This window comes from Sphingomonas sp. Leaf208 (assembly GCF_001421415.1).
In the GTDB taxonomy this organism is placed as follows: Bacteria; Pseudomonadota; Alphaproteobacteria; order Sphingomonadales; family Sphingomonadaceae; genus Sphingomonas.
The window spans coordinates 116140-134456 of the sequence record NZ_LMKH01000001.1 but is presented as its reverse complement, the minus strand read 5'-3'; the positions used below and the strand labels follow the sequence as shown (position 1 = coordinate 134456).

At 65.5% G+C, this 18317-nt stretch carries 13 protein-coding genes; 4 read left to right on the top strand and 9 right to left on the bottom strand.

Going from position 1 to position 18317, the window contains the following annotated elements:
• Window positions 1-168 precede the first annotated feature (168 nt).
• The 4 genes from ASE69_RS00535 to ASE69_RS00520 all read left to right on the top strand — a co-directional run bounded on the left by ASE69_RS00535 (window position 169) and on the right by ASE69_RS00520 (window position 7094).
• Complete coding sequence (locus ASE69_RS00535) at window positions 169-1152, top strand: LacI family DNA-binding transcriptional regulator (RefSeq protein ID WP_056481462.1); 984 nt, start codon at window positions 169-171, stop codon at window positions 1150-1152.
• A 98-nt stretch (window positions 1153-1250) separates the two neighbouring features.
• Complete coding sequence (locus ASE69_RS00530) at window positions 1251-3755, top strand: TonB-dependent receptor domain-containing protein (RefSeq protein ID WP_056481461.1); 2505 nt, start codon at window positions 1251-1253, stop codon at window positions 3753-3755.
• Between the two features lie 14 nt (window positions 3756-3769).
• Window positions 3770-5572: an alpha-amylase family glycosyl hydrolase gene (locus ASE69_RS00525; protein ID WP_156362077.1), complete on the top strand. Its 1803-nt coding sequence runs from the start codon at window positions 3770-3772 to the stop codon at window positions 5570-5572.
• 184 nt (window positions 5573-5756) lie between these two features.
• Window positions 5757-7094, top strand: coding sequence for an MFS transporter (locus ASE69_RS00520; protein ID WP_056482883.1), 1338 nt, complete (start codon window positions 5757-5759; stop codon window positions 7092-7094).
• A gap of 75 nt (window positions 7095-7169) precedes the next feature.
• Here the strand turns inward: ASE69_RS00520 and ASE69_RS00515 are convergent, their stop codons facing one another.
• From ASE69_RS00515 to ASE69_RS00475, 9 genes are all read right to left on the bottom strand, one after another.
• Window positions 7170-7919 carry a serine hydrolase gene (locus ASE69_RS00515; protein ID WP_235517993.1) on the bottom strand — a complete coding sequence of 250 codons (750 nt, stop codon included), beginning with the start codon at window positions 7917-7919 and terminating at the stop codon, window positions 7170-7172.
• A 398-nt stretch (window positions 7920-8317) separates the two neighbouring features.
• Window positions 8318-9028, bottom strand: coding sequence for a FadR/GntR family transcriptional regulator (locus tag ASE69_RS00510; protein ID WP_056481457.1), 711 nt, complete (start codon window positions 9026-9028; stop codon window positions 8318-8320).
• Window positions 9025-9777 carry a helix-turn-helix transcriptional regulator gene (locus ASE69_RS00505; protein WP_056481455.1) on the bottom strand — a complete coding sequence of 251 codons (753 nt, stop codon included), beginning with the start codon at window positions 9775-9777 and terminating at the stop codon, window positions 9025-9027. Before ASE69_RS00505 ends, ASE69_RS00510 begins: the two co-directional genes overlap by 4 nt.
• Window positions 9778-9873: 96 nt before the next feature.
• A complete protein-coding gene (locus ASE69_RS00500) occupies window positions 9874-11178 on the bottom strand; it encodes an MFS transporter (RefSeq protein WP_235517864.1) in 1305 nt (434 codons plus the stop codon).
• A 9-nt stretch (window positions 11179-11187) separates the two neighbouring features.
• Entirely contained in the window at window positions 11188-12123 is a 936-nt protein-coding gene (locus ASE69_RS00495; protein ID WP_056481449.1) for an alpha/beta hydrolase, read from the bottom strand.
• A gap of 122 nt (window positions 12124-12245) precedes the next feature.
• The gene (locus ASE69_RS00490) at window positions 12246-13649 is read right to left on the bottom strand and encodes an FAD-binding oxidoreductase (RefSeq protein ID WP_056481447.1); all 1404 of its coding nucleotides are present in this window, start codon (window positions 13647-13649) and stop codon (window positions 12246-12248) included.
• A 1-nt stretch (window position 13650) separates the two neighbouring features.
• Complete coding sequence (locus ASE69_RS00485) at window positions 13651-15834, bottom strand: TonB-dependent receptor (RefSeq protein ID WP_056481444.1); 2184 nt, start codon at window positions 15832-15834, stop codon at window positions 13651-13653.
• A 129-nt stretch (window positions 15835-15963) separates the two neighbouring features.
• The gene (locus tag ASE69_RS00480; protein WP_056481441.1) at window positions 15964-16725 is read right to left on the bottom strand and encodes an SDR family NAD(P)-dependent oxidoreductase; all 762 of its coding nucleotides are present in this window, start codon (window positions 16723-16725) and stop codon (window positions 15964-15966) included.
• A 9-nt stretch (window positions 16726-16734) separates the two neighbouring features.
• Window positions 16735-18219 (bottom strand): carboxylesterase/lipase family protein, encoded by a 1485-nt coding sequence (locus ASE69_RS00475; RefSeq protein ID WP_056481439.1) that lies wholly within the window; start codon window positions 18217-18219, stop codon window positions 16735-16737.
• Window positions 18220-18317 lie beyond the last annotated feature (98 nt).

Genomic DNA, 18317 nt, shown 5'->3' with positions numbered 1-18317 from the left:
TACGGCAGTGTTCGCGATCGCATAGCGATCCTATTGCCATATAGCCGTTGGCACTCTCTCGATTACCGGATCGTACAAGTCCGTCGGTAGTTCGCCCGTCAATTGCAGGCCCCCGGTGCGGACTGTAGGACGTGGCCTACGCGCGTACCGACGAGGAACTCCACCACAATGAAACTCGCCGACCTAGCCGCACTCGCGGGCGTTTCGACCGCAACCGTGTCGCGCGCGCTTGCAGGGCATTCCTCCGTGAACGAGCAGACGCGCGAGCGGATACGCGTGCTGGCGCGCGAGCACGACGTGCGACCCAACCAGCTGGCGCGCAACCTGCGGATGAAGAGCACCGGTGCGATCGGGCTGGTCCTGCCGCTGGGCCACGCGAAGACGCAGCATCTGACCGACCCGTTCTTCCTGTCGCTGCTCGGATTTCTCGCCGACCTGCTCGTCGAGCGCGGCTATGACATCCTCTTGTCGCGGGTGATTCCCGATGCCGACGACTGGCTCGAGCGGCTGGTCGACAGCGGCCGCATCGATGGACTGCTGCTGGTCGGCCAGTCGGACCAGTTCGCGGCGATCGAGCGGGTTTCGCAGCGCTACCGTCCGCTGATCGTGTGGGGTGCGAACCGCCCCGGTCAGCATCACCTGACGATCGGATCGGACAATGTCGCGGGCGGGCGGCTGGCTGCCGAGCATCTGATTGCACAAGGCCGGCAGCGGCTGTTGTTCGTCGGCGACCCTGCCCCGCCCGAGTTTGCTGACCGACTTGCCGGGTTCGCTGCGGCGGCCGACGAGGCCGGTGTTGCGTACACGGTCCTCGCGACGCCGATGAGCCCCGAGGCGGTTCATGCCGCGGTCGCGACGCATCTCGCGGGCGGCACCGTTCCCGACGCGATCTTCGCCGCATCGGACGTCGCGGCGATGAGCGCGCTGCGCGCACTGGCCGAGGCGGGAATCGACGTTCCCACCACAACCTCGGTCATCGGCTACGACGACGTCTCTCTGGCTGCACATACCTCCCCGTCCTTGACGACGATCCGCCAAGATCTTGCGATCGGGGCGGAATTGATGGTCGACCGCCTGTTGAAGCGGGTCGCCGGCGAGCCAGCCGAGTCCGCGATCGTCCCCCCTGCGCTGATAAAGAGACAGTCCGCCTGATTTCTGCAATCGATTGTGAATATATCTTGCAATCGATTGCAGTGGAGGTAGGAGGCGGCCTTGGGCTTCTCAGAAAGCCGTCGCGCAGGGAGAGTCGCATGAAAGTACGTCACGCATTGCTGGCCGGCATCGCCGCCGCATCGTTCGCCACCGCAGGCGCCGCACAGACCGCACCGCAAGCTGATCAGGCCGCAACGCCAGCCGATCAAGCCCCCGCCACCGACGTCCCGCAGGACGACATCGTCGTGACCGCCGTCGCGCGCGGCACGAACAAGCTCAACACCTCGATCACGACCAGCTCGATCACGTCGGATGCGCTGGTCCAGCTTGCGCCGCGCACCTCGGGTGAACTTCTCCGCAACCTCCCCGGCATCCGGGTCGAGGCATCGGGCGGCGACGGCAACGCGAACATCTCGGTCCGCGGCCTGCCAGTCGCATCGGGCGGCTCGAAGTTCCTCCAGCTGCAGGAAGACGGCCTGCCGATCCTCGAATTCGGCGACATCACGTTCGGCAATGCCGACATCTTCCTGCGCGCCGATTTCAACGTGCGGACGGTCGAGTCGGTCCGCGGTGGCTCGGCCTCGACCTTCGCGTCGAACTCGCCCGGCGGCGTCATCAACTTCATCTCGAAGACCGGCGAGCAGGAAGGCGGCGCGTTTCAGCTGAGCAGCGGGCTCGACTACCGTGAATTCCGTGTCGATTTCGACCAGGGCGGCAAGCTGTCCGACACGCTGACCTATCATTTCGGCGGCTTCTACCGGATCGGTGACGGCCAGCGCGAAGTGGGCTTCGATGGCGTCAAGGGCGGCCAGTTCAAGGGGAACATCACCAAGTCGTTCGGCAATGGCGGCTATGTCCGCCTGTACGGCAAGTATCTCGACGACCGCGCGATCGGCTATCTGCCCAACCCGGTACAGGTAACCGGCACGAACAGCGATCCGACCTACAACAACATCACCAATTTCTCGATCAACAACGGCACGCTGCACAGCGCCGACATCCGCACCGTGCAGACGCTCGACGGCAACAACCAGCTCGTCACGCGCTCGATCCGCGACGGCCAGCACCCCGTTGTGTATTCGGCCGGTCTCGAGACGCAGATCCCGGTCGCGGACGGCTGGAACATCGTCGAGCGGTTCCGCTATTCGGACATCTCGGGCGGCTTCACCTCGCCGTTCCCCTCGGCCGTCGGCTCGGCGCAGACCATCGCCAACGGCATCGGTGGCGCCGGCGCGCAGCTGTTCTACGCGAGCGGACCGCAGAACGGTCAGCGGATCGCCAACCCGGCATCGCTCAACGGCAATGGGTTGCTCGCCAACGTCGTACTGTTCGACGTCGACCTGAAGAGCCTAAACAACATCACCAACGACATCCGCCTCAACGGTTCGGTGCCGGTGGGTACCGGAACGCTGGCGATCACCGGCGGCTTTTACGCCTCGCGTCAGGACATCAAGAGCGACTGGCTGTGGAACTCGTTCGTCCAGACCGTCGCCGATGACGGCCGCTCGCAGCTCGTCGATGTCCGCACCGCGGCGGGCGTTCCGGTCACGCAGAACGGCACGCCGGGCTATTCGGCATTCGGCTTCGGCAATTGCTGCCGCCGGTCGTACGATCTCGACTACACGACCTACGCGCCGTTCGCGCAGCTCGGGCTGGAGATCGGCCGCTTCAACATCGACGGCTCGCTGCGTTACGATTTCGGTCGGGCACGGGGCAGCGTCGCCGGCGCCGATCTGGGTGCAGGCTTCGGCAGCGGCATCACGACCTTCGACATCAACGGCGACGACGTGATCTCGGCGCCCGAGCGTCAGGTCGCGATCATCCCGAACCGCCGCTCGCCGCTCAACTACAACTATGATTACCTGTCCTACTCGGGTGGCGCGAACTATCGCCTGACCGACAGCACCGCGGTGTTCGCCCGCTACAGCCGCGGCGGTCGCGCCAACGCCGATCGCCTGTTGTTCGGCCCGTCGATCAACACGACCACCGGCGACCTGACCGATGAGGGCGCAGCAGTCGATTTCGTCCGCCAGCTCGAAGGTGGTTTCAAGTTCCGCCAGAACGGTCTCTCGCTCTACGCCACAGGCTTCTGGGCGCGCACCGAGGAGCAGAATTTCGAGGCGACGACGCAGCGCTTCTTCAACCGCGAATATGAAGCGAAGGGCGTCGAGCTCGAGGGTCGGATCGCACGCGGGCCGTTCTCGCTGTCGGCGGGCGGCACCTACACCGATGCGGAGATCACCAAGGACGTGCTCAACCCCGCGGTCGAGGGCAACCGCCCGCGTCGCCAGGCCAAGTTCATCTTCCAGGCGACCCCGCAGGTCGATGTCGGCCGTCTGACCGTCGGCGCGAACGTGATCGGCACCACCGACAGCTTCGCGCAGGACAATAACGGGCTGAAGATGCCAGGCTACACGCAGGTCAACGCATTCGTGTCGGTGCACCCGACCGAGAACGTCACGCTGTCGGTCAACGGCAACAATCTGTTCGACGTGAAGGGCATCACCGAAGCCGAGGAGGGCGCGATCCCGACCAATGGCATCGTCCGGGCACGCTCGATCACCGGCCGGACGATCTCCGCCGCGGTCCGCGTCGGCTTCTGATAGGGCGGGTGAGCGTGACTTTCTCCTCCACCGAGCGCCGTCTCGACGCGCTCGCCCCCCTGCTTAAACGCCAGCTCGAACGGCTGTACGGCACCGATCGACTGGCGACGCTCTGGCCGCGGATGGAGACGATCCTCCGCGACCGGGCGGGCGAACGGCCAGCGGCAATGGTCGCGCTCGACGAAGCGCGGCTGGCCGATCCCGACTGGTTCGTCGCGCCCGACATGCTGGGCTATTCGACCTATGTCGATCGGTTCGCCGTCACCGTCGGCGGGCTGATCGACCGCGTCGACCATCTCGAATCGCTCGGTGTCCGCTATCTTCATTTGCTCGCGTTGCTGAAGGCGCGCGAGGGCGACAGCGATGGCGGGTTCGCGGTCGCGGACTATCTCGCGATCGAGCCGCGGCTGGGGACGATGGCCGATGTCGAACGCCTCGCCGCGCGGTTGCGCGAGGGGCGGATCAGCCTGTGCGTCGACCTTGCACTTAACCACACTGCGGACGATCACGCCTGGGCGAAGGCTGCGCTGGCCGGCGATCCGCACTATCGTACCTTTTATCATGTCCTGAGCGAGGACGAGGCGCAGGCGTACGAGGCCGATCTCCCGCAGGTGTTCCCGACCACTGCACCGGGAAACTTCACGCATGTGCCGGCGATGGGCGGGCAGGTCTGGACGACCTTCTATCCGTTCCAATGGGACCTGAACTGGTCCAACCCCGAAGTCATGCTGGCGATCATCGACACGATGCTGCGGCTGGCGAACCACGGCTTCGAGGCGTTCCGGCTCGATTCGATCGCGTTCCTCTGGAAGCAGATCGGCACCGACTGCCGCAATCGGCCGGAGGCGCATTTCATCGTCCGCGCGCTCAGGGCGGCACTCGACATCGTCGCGCCGGCAACGCTGCTGAAGGCAGAGGCGATCGTCCCGACCGCGCTTGTACCACCGTATTTCGGCGCGGACGAAGGCACAGACTGGGATGGCGGGTTCGAGCCCGAATGCCATCTCGTCTACAACAACTCACTGATGGTCGCCGGCTGGGTCGCACTGGCCGAACAGTCCGCCACCCTGCCCCACGCGATCGTCGAGGCGAGCGGTGGCCTGCCGCGTGGTGCCAACTGGCTAAGTTACGCGCGGTGCCACGACGATATCGGCTGGGGCGCACTGATCGGCGACCTCGCCCGGATCGATCCCGACCCGGTAGCGCGGCTCAAGGTAGCGGCGCGCTTCCTCGAAGGCGGTGACGGCAGCTGGGCCCGCGGCGCGCCGTTCCAGTCGGACGGTTCGGTTCTGCATGGCTCGAACGGCACGATGGCGTCGCTCGCCGGGCTCGAAGCGGCGATGGACGACGACGCACGCGAAATGGCGTTTCGGCGGATCGCACTGCTCAACGCGCTGTCGATCGCAAGTGGCGGTCTGGCGACGACGTACATGGGCGACGAGGCGGGTCTGCTCAACGACACCAGCTATCTGGACGACGCCGAGCGCGCGCATGAAGGCCGCTGGCTGCATCGGCCGGAGATGGATTGGACGGCGCTCGACGGCCCAGCCGCGCGGCGGATCAGTGGCGATCTGGAAGCACTGCGCGCTGCACGTATAGCAAGCGGTGGCGCAGGTTCGCCGAGGTCGATCGCGACGGGCTCCCCCGCACTGCTCGGGATCGGTTGCAGCAGCGACCGCGTCTTCCTCAACTTCTCCGACACGCCCGTCTCGATCGAGGGTTTGGCGGGCTGGCAGGATCGGTTGTCCGAACAGTCTTGCGGTGCCACCCTCACCGTCGAACCCTGGGGCGTCATATGGGCAGGCCCGGCGGCATGAACATCCGGCGGATTTACAATCCTCCCCCGCAAGGGGGAGGTGGCTGGCTCTTGCCAGACGGAGGGAGAGGCATGCGAAACGCAGGTTCCGTGTCCTCCCCCTCCGTCACCTTCGGCGCCACCTCCCCCTGGCGGGGGAGGATCGATTGGTCCACGCCGGATCAACTCGCACAAGAGGCATGACAATGAACCTCGGCCTCATGACCAAACCCCGCCTCTCGCTCATGCGGCTGATCGAGATGAACCTCGGGTTCCTTGGCCTGCAATTCTCGTTCGGTTTGCAACAAGCCAACATGGCGCCGATCTACGGCTATCTCGGCGCGGACGAGGCGAGCCTGCCGCTGCTGTGGCTCGCCGGACCGATGACCGGGCTGCTGATCCAGCCGCTGATCGGCGCGATGAGCGACCGGACCTCGACCCGGATCGGCCGCCGCACCCCCTATTTCCTGGTCGGCGCGGTGCTGTGCAGCCTGTGCCTGCTGGCGATGCCATACAGCCCGACCCTTTGGGTGGCGGCCAGCCTGTTGTGGGTACTCGACGCCGCCAACAACGTGACGATGGAGCCATACCGCGCCTATGTCGGCGACCGCCTGCCCGACGACCAGCGCGCCGCCGGCTTCCTGACGCAATCCGCGTTCACCGGGCTCGCGCAGACGCTGTCCTATCTGGCGCCGTCGCTGCTGGTGTGGATCGGCTTCAACAAGGACGCCGTGGATGGCAACGGCATCCCCGATATCACGCAGATCGCGTTCCTGATCGGCGCGGTGCTGTCACTGGCGACGATCGTCTGGTCGGTCGTCCGCGTACCCGAACTGCCGCTGCCGGCCGAGGAGAAGGCACGGCTGGCGAAGGAACCGCTGACGCTCGGCGGCACGCTGCGCGATCTCAAGACCGCGCTGGTCGAGATGCCACGGCCGATGCGACAGCTGGCGATTGCGATGCTGTGCCAATGGTATGCGATGTTCGCCTATTGGCAGTTCATCACCTTCGCGGTCGCACGGTCGCTGCACGGGACGTCGGACGCCAAGAGCGAGGCTTTCCGCGATACCGTGCTGACGGTCGGCCAGCTTGGCGCGTTCTACAACGCGGTGGCGTTCGTCGCCGCGATCGCGCTGGTCCCGCTCGCCCGCCGGTGGGGCGCAAAGAGCGCGCACGCCGCGTGCCTGCTCGCGTCGGGCGTGGCGATGCTGGCGATCCCGGGCTTGCGCACCGAGCCTGCGCTATTCGTGGCGATGCTGGGCATCGGCATCGGCTGGGCGAGCATGATGGGCAATCCGTACATCATGCTGATCGACATGATCCCGCCCGAGCGCAACGGCGTCTACATGGGCATCTTCAACATGTTCATCGTCATCCCGATGATCATCGAGAGCCTGACCGTGCCGCTGTTCTACCACTCGCTGATGGGCGGCGAACCGCGCAACATCCTGTACCTCGGCGGTGCGCTGATGGTGCTGGGCGCGATTGCGACGACCCGCGTGACGATGCGCGCATCGGTGTCGCCCTCTGAAACCTCCGCGTAGGCCAGATACATGCTTTGCGGTTTGGCAAAAACAGTGCCGCCCACAGTTCGTAGCAGTCCGGAAACTAAACCTAGGTCACCGCATTTGCATGAAGAGCGCGAGCGCGTTGCGGGCGCTATCGGCAAAATAGTCGTAAATCGCGCGTGAGACTTCGGCGATAACCGGCTGGCGGTCGCGCCCCCCTCGCGCAAACACCACGATCGCGACGCGGCGGCCGTCAGGCATAGTGATGAACCCGACGTCATTGGTGATACCGTCGAGTGTACCCGTCTTGTCCTCCACCCTGGTACCCGCGGGAAGCAGGGCGCGGATACGGCGCGTGCCCGTCTGGCAACGGCTCATTAATTCGAGCAGGAATTGACGACTTTGGGCCGCCAGGACGGTGCCGTTGTCGAGCTTGTTCAACAGCGTGACCATCGCGATCGGCGTGGCAACATCCTTGCTGTCGGCAAGGTGGCCACGCTCCCTCAGCAACTGGGCGATAGTCCGGTCCATTCGGATGCCGGTAATCCTGTGCGACGAGAGCCACTGCTGGATCGCGACGGGGCCCCCGAGAGCGGCAAGCAATTGGTCGGTCGCCTGGTTGTCGCTATGGACGATCATCAATTCCATGACCTTCGCGGCAGGACGACCAACGATCATATCGCCGAGGGTGCGGCGACCTTGATCGACATCCGCAAGGTAGGCGGCGGCAATCGCGATCTTGACCGTGCTCGCCATCGGAAACGGCGTGTCCCCCCTGACGGACGCGGTCGAGCCATCGCGAAGGTCCAGGGCTGCGATGCCGTAGTCTCCGGAGCGTTCCGCGACCAGCAAACTCAACACGCGTTCGAGCCCGGTAGGCGCAATCGAGTCTGCAGTCGCCGGTGTCGCAACGAGGAGGCTAGCGGCGATGCTCGAGAGAAACAGGCAGGAAAGCCGAGGTGCGCGCATCAGTCGTCCTTGAATGTCGTCCGTCGTCGAAGTGGAGATGCTAGACCGAAAAACATGAACGCATCATGTTGCATGCCGCTGAGGAACGAACAACGGCGAATGGCATGCGACGGGTAGCGAAGCCAGCCATGTCCGGTATCTTGCTCTTCCGCCCGTCGCTTTTGATATGGCAGCGGTCGCCGCGACCACGTCCCATGCGGTAGATGATGCCCACGCCTGCGCGTACGCGTCGAAGTCGAAAGATTCAAAAGTTACCGACCCCGGAGAAAACGATGCGGGCCTGGCGCACTTCAAAGACGCGCGAAAAGATCGCCGATGGACGCGACGAAATGCGTGCTCATTGCTGCGATCGCCGCTTTCGGGTCACGGTCGGCGATCGCGCGCGCTAGGTTATGATGGTGCGCCAACACGGCGGTACGCTGCCGCGCGGTGGTCCGCGTTGCCCAGGCGGCAGGCACCGCGTGGACCATCATCGGTGCGAACGAGCGGACGATCTGCAGGAACAGCATGTTGCGCCCCGCCTGCGCGATCGCCTGGTGAAACGCGATGTCGTGGCGGGTCAGCGCATCGACATCGGTACCGGCCGCTTCCATCGCCTCGGCTAAGCCAACGATCATCCGCGCCTCGTCGTCGGTGCGTTCGATCGCGGCGAGTTCGGCGGTGCGCAGTTCCAGCGTGCGGCGCACGTCCCAGATCTGCACCATCGAGATCTGCGCCGTCGCCACCGCGTGATCGAGCGACGTCGCCATCACCGATCCGTCGATCGCCGCGACCCGTGCACGCCTGCCATTGCCCACGTCGATCAGCCGCAACGCCGCCAGAGCGCCGAAGGCCTCGCGCAGCACCGGCCGGCTGACGCCCAGCTCGGTCGCGAAATGACCTTCGGACGGCAGCGTATCGCCGACCTTCATGTCATTGGCGCGGATATGCGTACGGACCGCGTGGACCGCCTGGTCGACGAGCGAGCCGCCCTCGACCAGTCGCAGGCTCGCCGCGCTCATGCCGCGAGCCGTGGTGCGCGCAGCGACGACGGGGTCGTGCCGAACTGGCGCGAGAAGGCCCGCGTGAAACTGGCGTTGTTGAGATAGCCGCACTGGTACCCAATCGACGATACCGGCAGGTCGGTCGCGATCAGCAGCTGACGGGCCGCCCCGAGCCGCCGGTCGAGCAGCGCGTCGGCGACCGTGCAGGCGAACATGTCGCGGAAGCCGCGCGTGAGCTTGGCCCGGTTCAGGCCACAGGCGCGCGCGATCGAGTCGAGCGTCATCTTCTCGCCCCAGCGCTCGTCGATCATCCGCTTCGCCGCGACGATCCGCTGGCTGTCTCGGGCGGACAATTGCCCGGCACCTGCGAGCGGGACAAGGTCGTCCTCGACGATCCGCTGGAACGTACTGGACAGGAGCTCGATGCATTTTGCCGAACGATGCGTGCTGCGCCAGGGTTCGGGCAGCGTGCAATCGAGGATCGCCGCGACCATCATTCGCAATTCGCTCGGCAGATGGCACGCGATGTTCGCGTCGGGCGCGTAATCGAAGACCCGCAGGCAAGCGCCACGTTCGACCGCAAGGACGAGGATCGCACGCTCCTCCGAAGGAACCGTGTCGGTGGTGACGGTGACTTGCGCCGGCGCGTCCTCGCCTACCGTGAAGCAGAGGACTACCGCGTCGGCGGAAACAGCCGTCGGGTCGACCAGGCCTTCGCCGATGAAGGCCGCCATCTCGGGCGACACCGTGACCCGTTCCTTCTGCATGCTACCCTCGCCCAACACCGATCTCCTGTTCCCGATTGCCGGGATTGGGTAGATCATGCAGCTATCCGATAGCTCACGCAAGAGCTATCTTACAGGTCAGGCGGTTGCCGATACCGGTGCGCGCCGCATCGCCACCGTGAACGCGATGACGGAGATCGCGCTGGTCACGACGCCGACGATCGCGAGACCTTGCGCGAGATGCGCCTCGCCGCCCAGCATGCCGCTTGCCGCCGCGACCAGCGTCGGTGCGAGACCGTAGCCGATCAGCCCGGCGATCGCGATGAACGCGCCGATGCACAACCCGCGCAGTTCGTTGGGAATGAGCACGGTCAACGCCACCGAAGTCACCACGCCCGTCACCGCGCCACACGTCACGAGCAGGCCGACCGCGACCCCGAACAGCGGGACCGAGGGCATGATCGGGAACAACGCCGCGGGCACGCCAACCGCCGCGGCAACGATCGCACCGATCAGCAGGCCGCCACGCCGCCCGCTCTTCTGCCCCCGGTCGGCGGACAGGCCACCGACGATCGCACCGACGACGCCCGAGCCAAAGAGCAGCGTGCCCATCCAGCCGGCGAACTGGTCGGGCTGCAGATGAAAATTACGCGACAGGACCGGCGAGACCCAGATCCCCGCGGCGGCATCGGCCATCACCACGCTGATCTGGCCGATGAACAACGGGATCAGGAACACACGACGCGCCCAGAGCTCGCCAGCGACGACCTTGAACGGGGCATGCGTGCCCTTCGCAACCTCCTGTCGTGCCGGCTCGCGCAACAGCAACAGCGGCAGGATGGCAAACACGCTGATCACTGCAAGGCCCAGATGGACGCTGCGCCACGGCATCATGCCTGCGAACCATGACGGCGCGCCGCCATGGGCGAACAGGCCGAACAGCGCGCCTGACAAGCCCAGGGCGAGCGCAACGCCGAGCGACTTGCCCAGGTTGACGATCAACATCGCCCTGCCCCGCTGCGTAGGGACACAGAAGTCGGCGCACAGCGATAGCGCCGCGGTCAGCGCGCCGGTCGTGCCGATCCCGGTCAGCATGCGCGAGACGAACAGCACCGGCACGCCCTGCGCGAAGGCGGTGAGCACGGTGCCCAGCGTCCACACGAGCGCGAGCGCGATCATCACCCGCACGCGGTTGTAGCGATCGACCAGGATACCGATCGGGATCGAGAACACGGCAAGCGGCAGTGCCGCCGACAGTCCCTGGATCAAGCTCAGCGTGTAATCACTGAGGTGGAGTTCGGCCTTTGCGCCCTCCTGCACCGTCCCGAACGAGCCCATCATCGTGAAGCCGACCGCCATCGCCAGCGCGAGCGCGAGCAACGGCAACAGCGTTCTTGCGAACGGCGGAGAGGCCGCATCCAACGGTCGGGCGAAATCGGTCATGGGAGGTCCTTATGCAAGCGCACGGCGCAGTGCCTCGTGGCTGTCGCGGCGCGCCTGTTGCGAGACCGGACCGTCGGCGAAGACATCGAAGGCGTGATAGCCGCCGGGATAGACGTGAAGCTCGACCGGCACGCCCGCGCGGATCAGCCGCGTCGCGTAATCGATGTCCTCGTCGACGAAGAGATCGAGTGCGCCGGTCGCGATATAGGTAGGCGGCAGGTTGCCGAGATCGGTCGCGCGGGCTGGTGCCGCGTAGGGCGAAACGTCGTCGCCACCGGGCGCGTGGCCGAGCAACGAACTCCAGCCGAAGCGATTGCTCTGCGCAGTCCAGATAAACTCACCGGCGTACGGATGCGGTGGCGCTGTGCAGGTGCGATCATCGAGCATCGGGTAGATCAGGTGCTGGAACGCGAGCGCATACTCACCACGGTCGCGCACCATCAGCGCCAGCGCCGCGGCATACCCGCCGCCTGCACTCTGCCCCATCAGGCCGAGTCGCGTCGGATCGATCCCGAGCCTGTCGGAATTCGCGATCGTCCAGGCGAGCCCGGCATAGCAATCCTCGATCGGACCTGGAAAGTTCGTCTCGGGCGCGAGGCGATACTCGACCGACACCATGATGCATTGCAGGTCGGCGATCAGCGGACGGACCAGTGGATCATAATCGCTGACCTTGCCCATCACATAGCCGCCGCCGTGGATGTGGTAGATGCAGGGCAGGACGCCAGTGACGCCCACCGGACGGAAGACGTGCAGGTCGATATCCGGGGCTCCGGCAGGCCCTGGAACCGTATGGATCTCCAGCGTCGCCAGCGACTCGTCGGCCGGGGGAAACATCGAGGGCCGGTCGCGCATCGCCGGCAGGATGTCGTCCGTGAGCGATATCCGCGGCAACATATCCAGCAGTGGGCGGAGCGTAGGGTCGACGAGGTGCAGGCTGTCCATATCAAATCCTTCTTCCCCCTCCCTGGAAGGGAGGGGTCGGGGGTGGGTCGGCTCGGGGCGCACACTAGCGCCTGCCAACAAGCCGACCCACCCCCAGCCCCCCTTCAGGCAGGGGGGGTAGTTCAGAACGCGAAGATCTTGCCCGGATTGAACAGGTTGTCGGGATCGAGCGCATGCTTCAACGTCCGCATCAGATCGACCGCATCGCCCAGTTCCGCGACCAGCCAGTCCTGCTTGCCAATGCCGATGCCGTGTTCCCCGGTGCAGGTGCCGTCCATCGCCAGCGCCCGCTCGACCATCCGTGCGTTGATCGCCGACACCTCGGCGAGCTCCGCCTCGGACTCAGGATCGATCGAGAAGACGACGTGGAAATTGCCGTCGCCGACATGCCCCAGGATCGTGGCGGGGACCGACGACGCCTGCAAATCGGCCTTGGTCTCGCCGATGCACTCCGCCAGGCGGCTGATCGGCACGCACACGTCGGTCGCCCAGCCGACCGCGCCCGGACGCAGGTTGACCGCCGCGTAATACGCCTCGTGTCGCGCCTTCCACAGCTTCGAGCGTTCTTCTGGCAGGTTCGACCAGCGGAAATCGCCGCCGCCGTTCGCGGCCGCTAGTTCACGCACCGTTTCGGCCTGTTCGTCGACATAGCGCGGCGAGCCGTGGAATTCGAAGAACAGCGTCGTCAGTTCGGGGTAATCGAGCTTCGACCAGGCGTTGACCGCCTTCATCTGCATGTCGTCGAGGATCTCGACGCGGGCGAGCGGCACGCCGATCTGGATCGCCTGCACCACCGTATCGACCGCGCCGTTCAGCGTGTCGAAGCTGCACACCGCGGACGAGATCGCCTCGGGAATGCCGTGCAGCCGCAGCGTAACCTCGGTGATGATACCGAGCGTGCCCTCCGAGCCGACGAACAGCCGGGTCAAATCATATCCCGCCGCCGACTTCCGCGCGCGGCGGCTGGTGCGGATCTCGCGCCCGTCGGGCGTCACCACGCGCAGGCTCAGCACCGCCTCGCGCATCGTGCCGTAGCGCACCGCGTTGGTGCCGCTCGCCCGCGTGGCCGCCATCCCGCCGATCGTCGCATTGGCGCCGGGATCGATCGGAAAGAACAGCCCCAGGTCGCGTATATGTTCGTTCAGCTGCTCGCGGCGGACGCCGGCCTGCACCGTGCAGTCGAAATCCTCGGCGTTGATCGACACGATCTGTGTCATCTCGGACAAGTCGACCGAGACGCCACCCTGCACCGCCAGCGTGTTGCCCTCGATCGAGGTGCCCGCGCCGAACGCCACGATCGGCACTTTGGCCGCGGTACACAGCTTGACGAGATCGACCACCTCCTCGGTCGATCGCGCGAAGACGACCGCGTCGGGCAGCATCGGTGCGAAATGCGCCTCGCTGCTGCCGTGGTGAAGCCGCATTGCGTCGCTCATCTGGAGCGCATCGCCGAACCGCTGCTTGAGCGCCGCGACGAACGCCGGGTCGAGCGGTGCGCGCTCTATTGGGTCGAAATGCATGGTCATCCTAGAACCGGAAGCTGGCGCGTACGCCGTAGCGGCGGCGGTCGCCCTGGATGGCGAGGTTCGACGCCAGCGGCGCGAGCCCGGCGCGAACCAGCGCCGACTTGTCGATATAGCTCTCGATGAACTTGGTGTTGAACAGGTTCGTGCCGAACGCCGTTACGGTCAGGCCACTCGAGAAACGGAAGCCGAGCGAGGCGTTGGTGATCGCATAAGCCGATAGTTTCGGCGCTACATTGGGATCGAGCGAGGAGCCGATCCGGCTGCCCTTCCCGAAGATGCCGGCGTCGAGCAGCACCGCATTGGCGCCGACCGGCACGGTGTAGGTCGTATTGAAGTTGAAGTTGTAATCGGGCGTGAAGATGATCCGATCGCTCGATACGTGGACGCCGGTGGTCGCGAAATACTGGCTGTCGTCGGTGATGCGGGCATGGAGATAGGATGCGCCGGCATCGATCCGCCACTGGTTCGTCACGCGCAGATGTGCCTCCACTTCGGCGCCGTAGCTTTCGACGGTGCCGGTGTTGAGGTTGATCGCAACGAATCCCCCGCTGGTGTTGGGAGCGAGCGAGTTCTGGCCGATGAAGTCCTTATAGTCGTTGTAGAACACGTCGGCGTTGATCGTCAGGCGACGGTCGAACGCGTCGAACTTTGTGCCAAGTTCGTAGGTCCAGACATTGTCGCCCTTGTAGGTCGCATCCTCCGGCCGCGTACCCGGACCGTTCTGGCCACCGCCGCGGATACCCTTGGCGACCGAGGCGTAGCTCATCACCGCCGGTGTCCAGTGCTGGGTCAGCGTGACGCGCGGTTGGAACTGGTCCTTCTTGTACTCGGGCGCCGTATACGGCGTCGTGCCGTTGACCTGGCTCGCGACCAGCTTCTGGTGATCGTAACGGCCGCCAACGGCGAGATCCAGCGTGCCGACTTTCAGGAACGCGGTGGCGAAGATCGCGCGCGTGTCGTTGCGGACATAGGTAGACGACGGCGTGGTCGAGGCCGGCGCCGGGAAGGTCGGCCCCAGCAGCGCACGGAAATCGATCGTCGTGAGCTGGTCGCTCGTCTGCGTGTAGCGGTTGCCGTACAGGCCGATCAATGTCGAGAACGCATCGCTCCACTGCGTATCGAAGCGCAGTTCAGCGGTCTTGGTCTTCAAGGTCGAACCGCCGCGGGTGCGGAGCAGGTCGACGGGGCCGAAATCGCCGTCGTTGATTCCGGCGACATTCTTCTGGTTGTAAGCGCCGATCGCGGTGATCTTGGTTTTCAGCGAGGCGGCATCGAACTCGCCCTTCACGTTCGCGCCGTAATAGTCGATCACCGCGCGGTTGAGGACGTTGGTCGCGCCGTCGAGGCGGTAATCGGTCGGCCCGGCGACATGAATATATGACGTGCTGCCGCCCGCGGTCTGGTCGTAATTGCCGTTGACGGTGAACACCGCCCAGTCGGCCGGCGTGAAGCGCAACGTGCCGCCGACGCTCTGCTGTTTCAGCGGGTTCATGTCGCCGATCGTCAGCGTGTTGCGCATGAAGCCGTCCTGCTCATGATAGGACGCGCCCAGGCGGAACTGCAGCAGGTCGCGCACGATCGGCCCGCTGACCGAGCCCGAAACCGACGCGTAATTGTCCGTGCCGGCGACCGCGGCGTCGAACCGCCCTTCCCATTCGTTGCCCGGCTGGCGTGTGATGACGTTGATCGCGCCGCCCAGCGTGTTGTTGCCGAACAGCGTCCCCTGCGGTCCGCGCAGCACTTCGATCCGCGCGACGTCGACGATCGGCGAGTTTAAATATGAAGTGTTCGGCTGATATACGCCGTCGATGAAGATACCGACGCCTGGCTGCACCGTGTCGATCAGCGTCGTGCCGATGCCGCGGATCGACACGAACGCGCGGCCCACGCTGTCCGAATTGATGTTGAGGCCCGGCGTGTAGGACGCGACGTCCTTGACGGTGTTGACCTGGAGCTCCTTCAGCCGGTCGCCCGTGATCGCGGTGACTGCGATCGGCACATCCTTCAGCGACTCCTGGCGCTGGCGGGCGGTGACGACGATGTCATCGGAGCTGACGGGCGTTGCGATCTTGGCCGTATCGGCAGCGTCCTGCGTCGCCGATACGGCGGCGTCCTGAGCGAAGGCTGGCACGGTGGTGAAGGCGGCGGCGGCGCATCCTGCGGCGAGCAATGTCTTAAAGCGCATTGGATCCTCATCCCTTTAGAGCGCCGATCCATCGCCGGCTACTTCTACAGTCAGAGCTATCCGATAGCTTACCTGTATGAAAGGTCTCGCGCTATGCCGTCCGGCTCGCGGGCTTCGCCGATCGGTGCGCTACCAGCAGCTATAGCCGCCGTCGGCGAGGACGATGCTGCCGGTCATCAGGCTCGCCGCATCCGACGCTAGGAATGCAACGATCGACGCGACTTCTTCGGGTTCGCCAAGACGGCCCTGCGGCGTGCCGTCGATCCAGCGCTTGTACATTTCACCTTCGCGGTCCGCGAAGCTGTTGAGAACGGTGTTGATATAGGTCGGCGCAACCGCGTTGACGCGGACGCCGCGTGGCGCCCATTCGGCAGCGAGGCTCTTGGTCAGCTGGTGCACCGCGGCTTTCGACGCGTTGTAATAGCTTTGCGGCTGCGGTCGGTTGACGATGAAACCGCTCATCGACCCGACATTGACGATAGCACCCTTCCCCGCCGCCAGCATGTGCCGGCCAAAGGCGCGCGCACACCAGAAGGTGCCGTTGAGATTGACGTCGAGTACGTTCAGCCAATGCTCGTCGGCGACGTCTTCGGCTGGGGTTTCACTGCGTGCGATGCCGGCGTTGTTGACGAGGATGTCGATCGCCCCGAGCTGATCGGCGACGGTGGTCACGCGGGCGGAATCGGTAACGTCCATCGCGATACGCTCGACCGCATAGCCCTTGCTTGAGAGCGCCGCCTGTCCTGCCGCGATCGCCGTCTCGTCGCGGTCGGCAATCGTCACGTGCGCACCCATCTCCGCCAGCGCTTGGGCACAGGCGAGGCCGATCCCCGCCGCGCCACCCGTCACGAGGGCACGGCGGCCGGTCAGTTTCAGTCTTTCGAAATACATCGTCGGTCCTCAGGGCAGGAAGGGTGCGGCCGGCATGACGGGCTCATGTCGCGCATTCTGCTGGACAAGCGAATAGACCTGCCGCGTCTCGGCATCGAATTCGCCCCAGGGCAGGCGGCCGTCGGTCGCGAACCGGATCCACAGCGCGTGCATCCGTTCGGCCAGATCCTGTGGCGGATTGGGTCCGCACAGACCCTGCTCGCCGGTCGCACACGCCAAGGCGTCGAACACGAACGGCAGTTCCATGCCGTGCGACGCGCCCAGCTCGCCACCGAACATCGGCGAGCGCCAGTCGAACTCGTACATGTGCGTGCGCCCCTTGTGCGCCTCGGCAAACCTACGCGCGGGCCAGCGAAAGACGAGATCGTTCATCGCATCGGTCAGCGCCTGCCCCGGCTTCCTGCCCTTCGTCCCGATCCCGTAGGCCTTCAGCACCTTGCGCGCCTGCGGTTGCGACTTGTGGAGGACATAGGTCGCCAGCAACCGCCCGATCTTGTCACGCACGCCGGTGGGAACGAGATACAGGTTCATCTCCTCGGCATTGGTACCGATCAGCAGGTCCACCTCCGCGCCAGCGCCGTTCGCCAGCGCTTCGAGCGGACGCTGGGGCAGCACGTCGTCGCCGTGGACGGGAACGAAGCGGCTGATCCCGAACACCGGTTCGCGACCCGCCTCGTCGCGCAAATCGATCCGCGCGGTCGGTGTCGATACCGCCTCGACCGCGTCGATCAGGCGGTCATACGCTACGCTGCCAAAACCGGCGGCGTCGGGCGTGATTTTCAGGATCTTGGCCAGCTTCTTCACCAGCCGCTGCATCACCGGGACCGGGCGCGTCATTCCGCCATGCCCGCTTTGAATGATCGCGCGCCGGAACAATCCCTTGGCGAGCGGCGAGGCGATCAGGTCGGCGATCGCCATCGCGCCCGCGGACTCACCGAACACGGTGACGTTGCCCGGGTCGCCGCCGAACACGGTTATCCCGTCCCGTACCCATGTCAGCGCCGCGATCATGTCGCGCAGACCAAGGTTGGTCGGCACGCCGGGGATTGGCAGGAAGCCGTCCACGCCCATCCGGTAATTGATTGCGACGCAGATCACGCCGTCTCGCGCGAACGTGCTGCCGTCCTGCACCGGCGCATCCTTGCTACCGATCACGAACCCGCCGCCGTGGATGAACACCATCACCGGCAGGCCAGTCCGGTGGTCATCGGGCCGCCAGATATTCGCCGTCAGATAGTCGTCGCCCGGCGCCCAACCCTCGCCGATCAGCGGCACGGTATCGAGGCCGGGAAACGCCTTGGTCCGCTGCGGCGCATTGGGGCCGGTCACCGTCGCGTCGCGCACGCCTCGCCACGGCACGACCGGTTGTGGCGGCGCGAACCGGTTCGCACCCACCGGCGCCGCGGCGTAGGGCACGCCGACGAACCGCCGTACGTCGCCCGCGGCACTCCCCTGCACGATACCGTCGGCGGTCGAGACGATGGGTTGGCTCACGATGTTCTCTCCTCCCAATCCGCAGCCGCGGTCGGAGGACTAAGGTAGCAGTCCGGCAAAGTACGTCGCGAACTCACGTTATGCGCATCGTTGCTTTT

Excerpts from the sequence above, each read along its gene's own strand:
- ASE69_RS00535 (WP_056481462.1), top strand. The coding sequence starts at position 169 with ATGAAACTCGCCGACCTAGCCGCACTCGCGGGCGTTTCGACCGCAACC.
- ASE69_RS00530 (WP_056481461.1), top strand. The coding sequence starts at position 1,251 with ATGAAAGTACGTCACGCATTGCTGGCCGGCATCGCCGCCGCATCGTTC.
- ASE69_RS00520 (WP_056482883.1), top strand. The coding sequence starts at position 5,757 with ATGAACCTCGGCCTCATGACCAAACCCCGCCTCTCGCTCATGCGGCTG.
- ASE69_RS00510 (WP_056481457.1), bottom strand. The coding sequence starts at position 9,028 with ATGAGCGCGGCGAGCCTGCGACTGGTCGAGGGCGGCTCGCTCGTCGAC.
- ASE69_RS00505 (WP_056481455.1), bottom strand. The coding sequence starts at position 9,777 with ATGCAGAAGGAACGGGTCACGGTGTCGCCCGAGATGGCGGCCTTCATC.
- ASE69_RS00500 (WP_235517864.1), bottom strand. The coding sequence starts at position 11,178 with ATGACCGATTTCGCCCGACCGTTGGATGCGGCCTCTCCGCCGTTCGCA.
- ASE69_RS00495 (WP_056481449.1), bottom strand. The coding sequence starts at position 12,123 with ATGGACAGCCTGCACCTCGTCGACCCTACGCTCCGCCCACTGCTGGAT.
- ASE69_RS00490 (WP_056481447.1), bottom strand. The coding sequence starts at position 13,649 with ATGACCATGCATTTCGACCCAATAGAGCGCGCACCGCTCGACCCGGCG.
- ASE69_RS00485 (WP_056481444.1), bottom strand. The coding sequence starts at position 15,834 with ATGCGCTTTAAGACATTGCTCGCCGCAGGATGCGCCGCCGCCGCCTTC.
- ASE69_RS00480 (WP_056481441.1), bottom strand. The coding sequence starts at position 16,725 with ATGTATTTCGAAAGACTGAAACTGACCGGCCGCCGTGCCCTCGTGACG.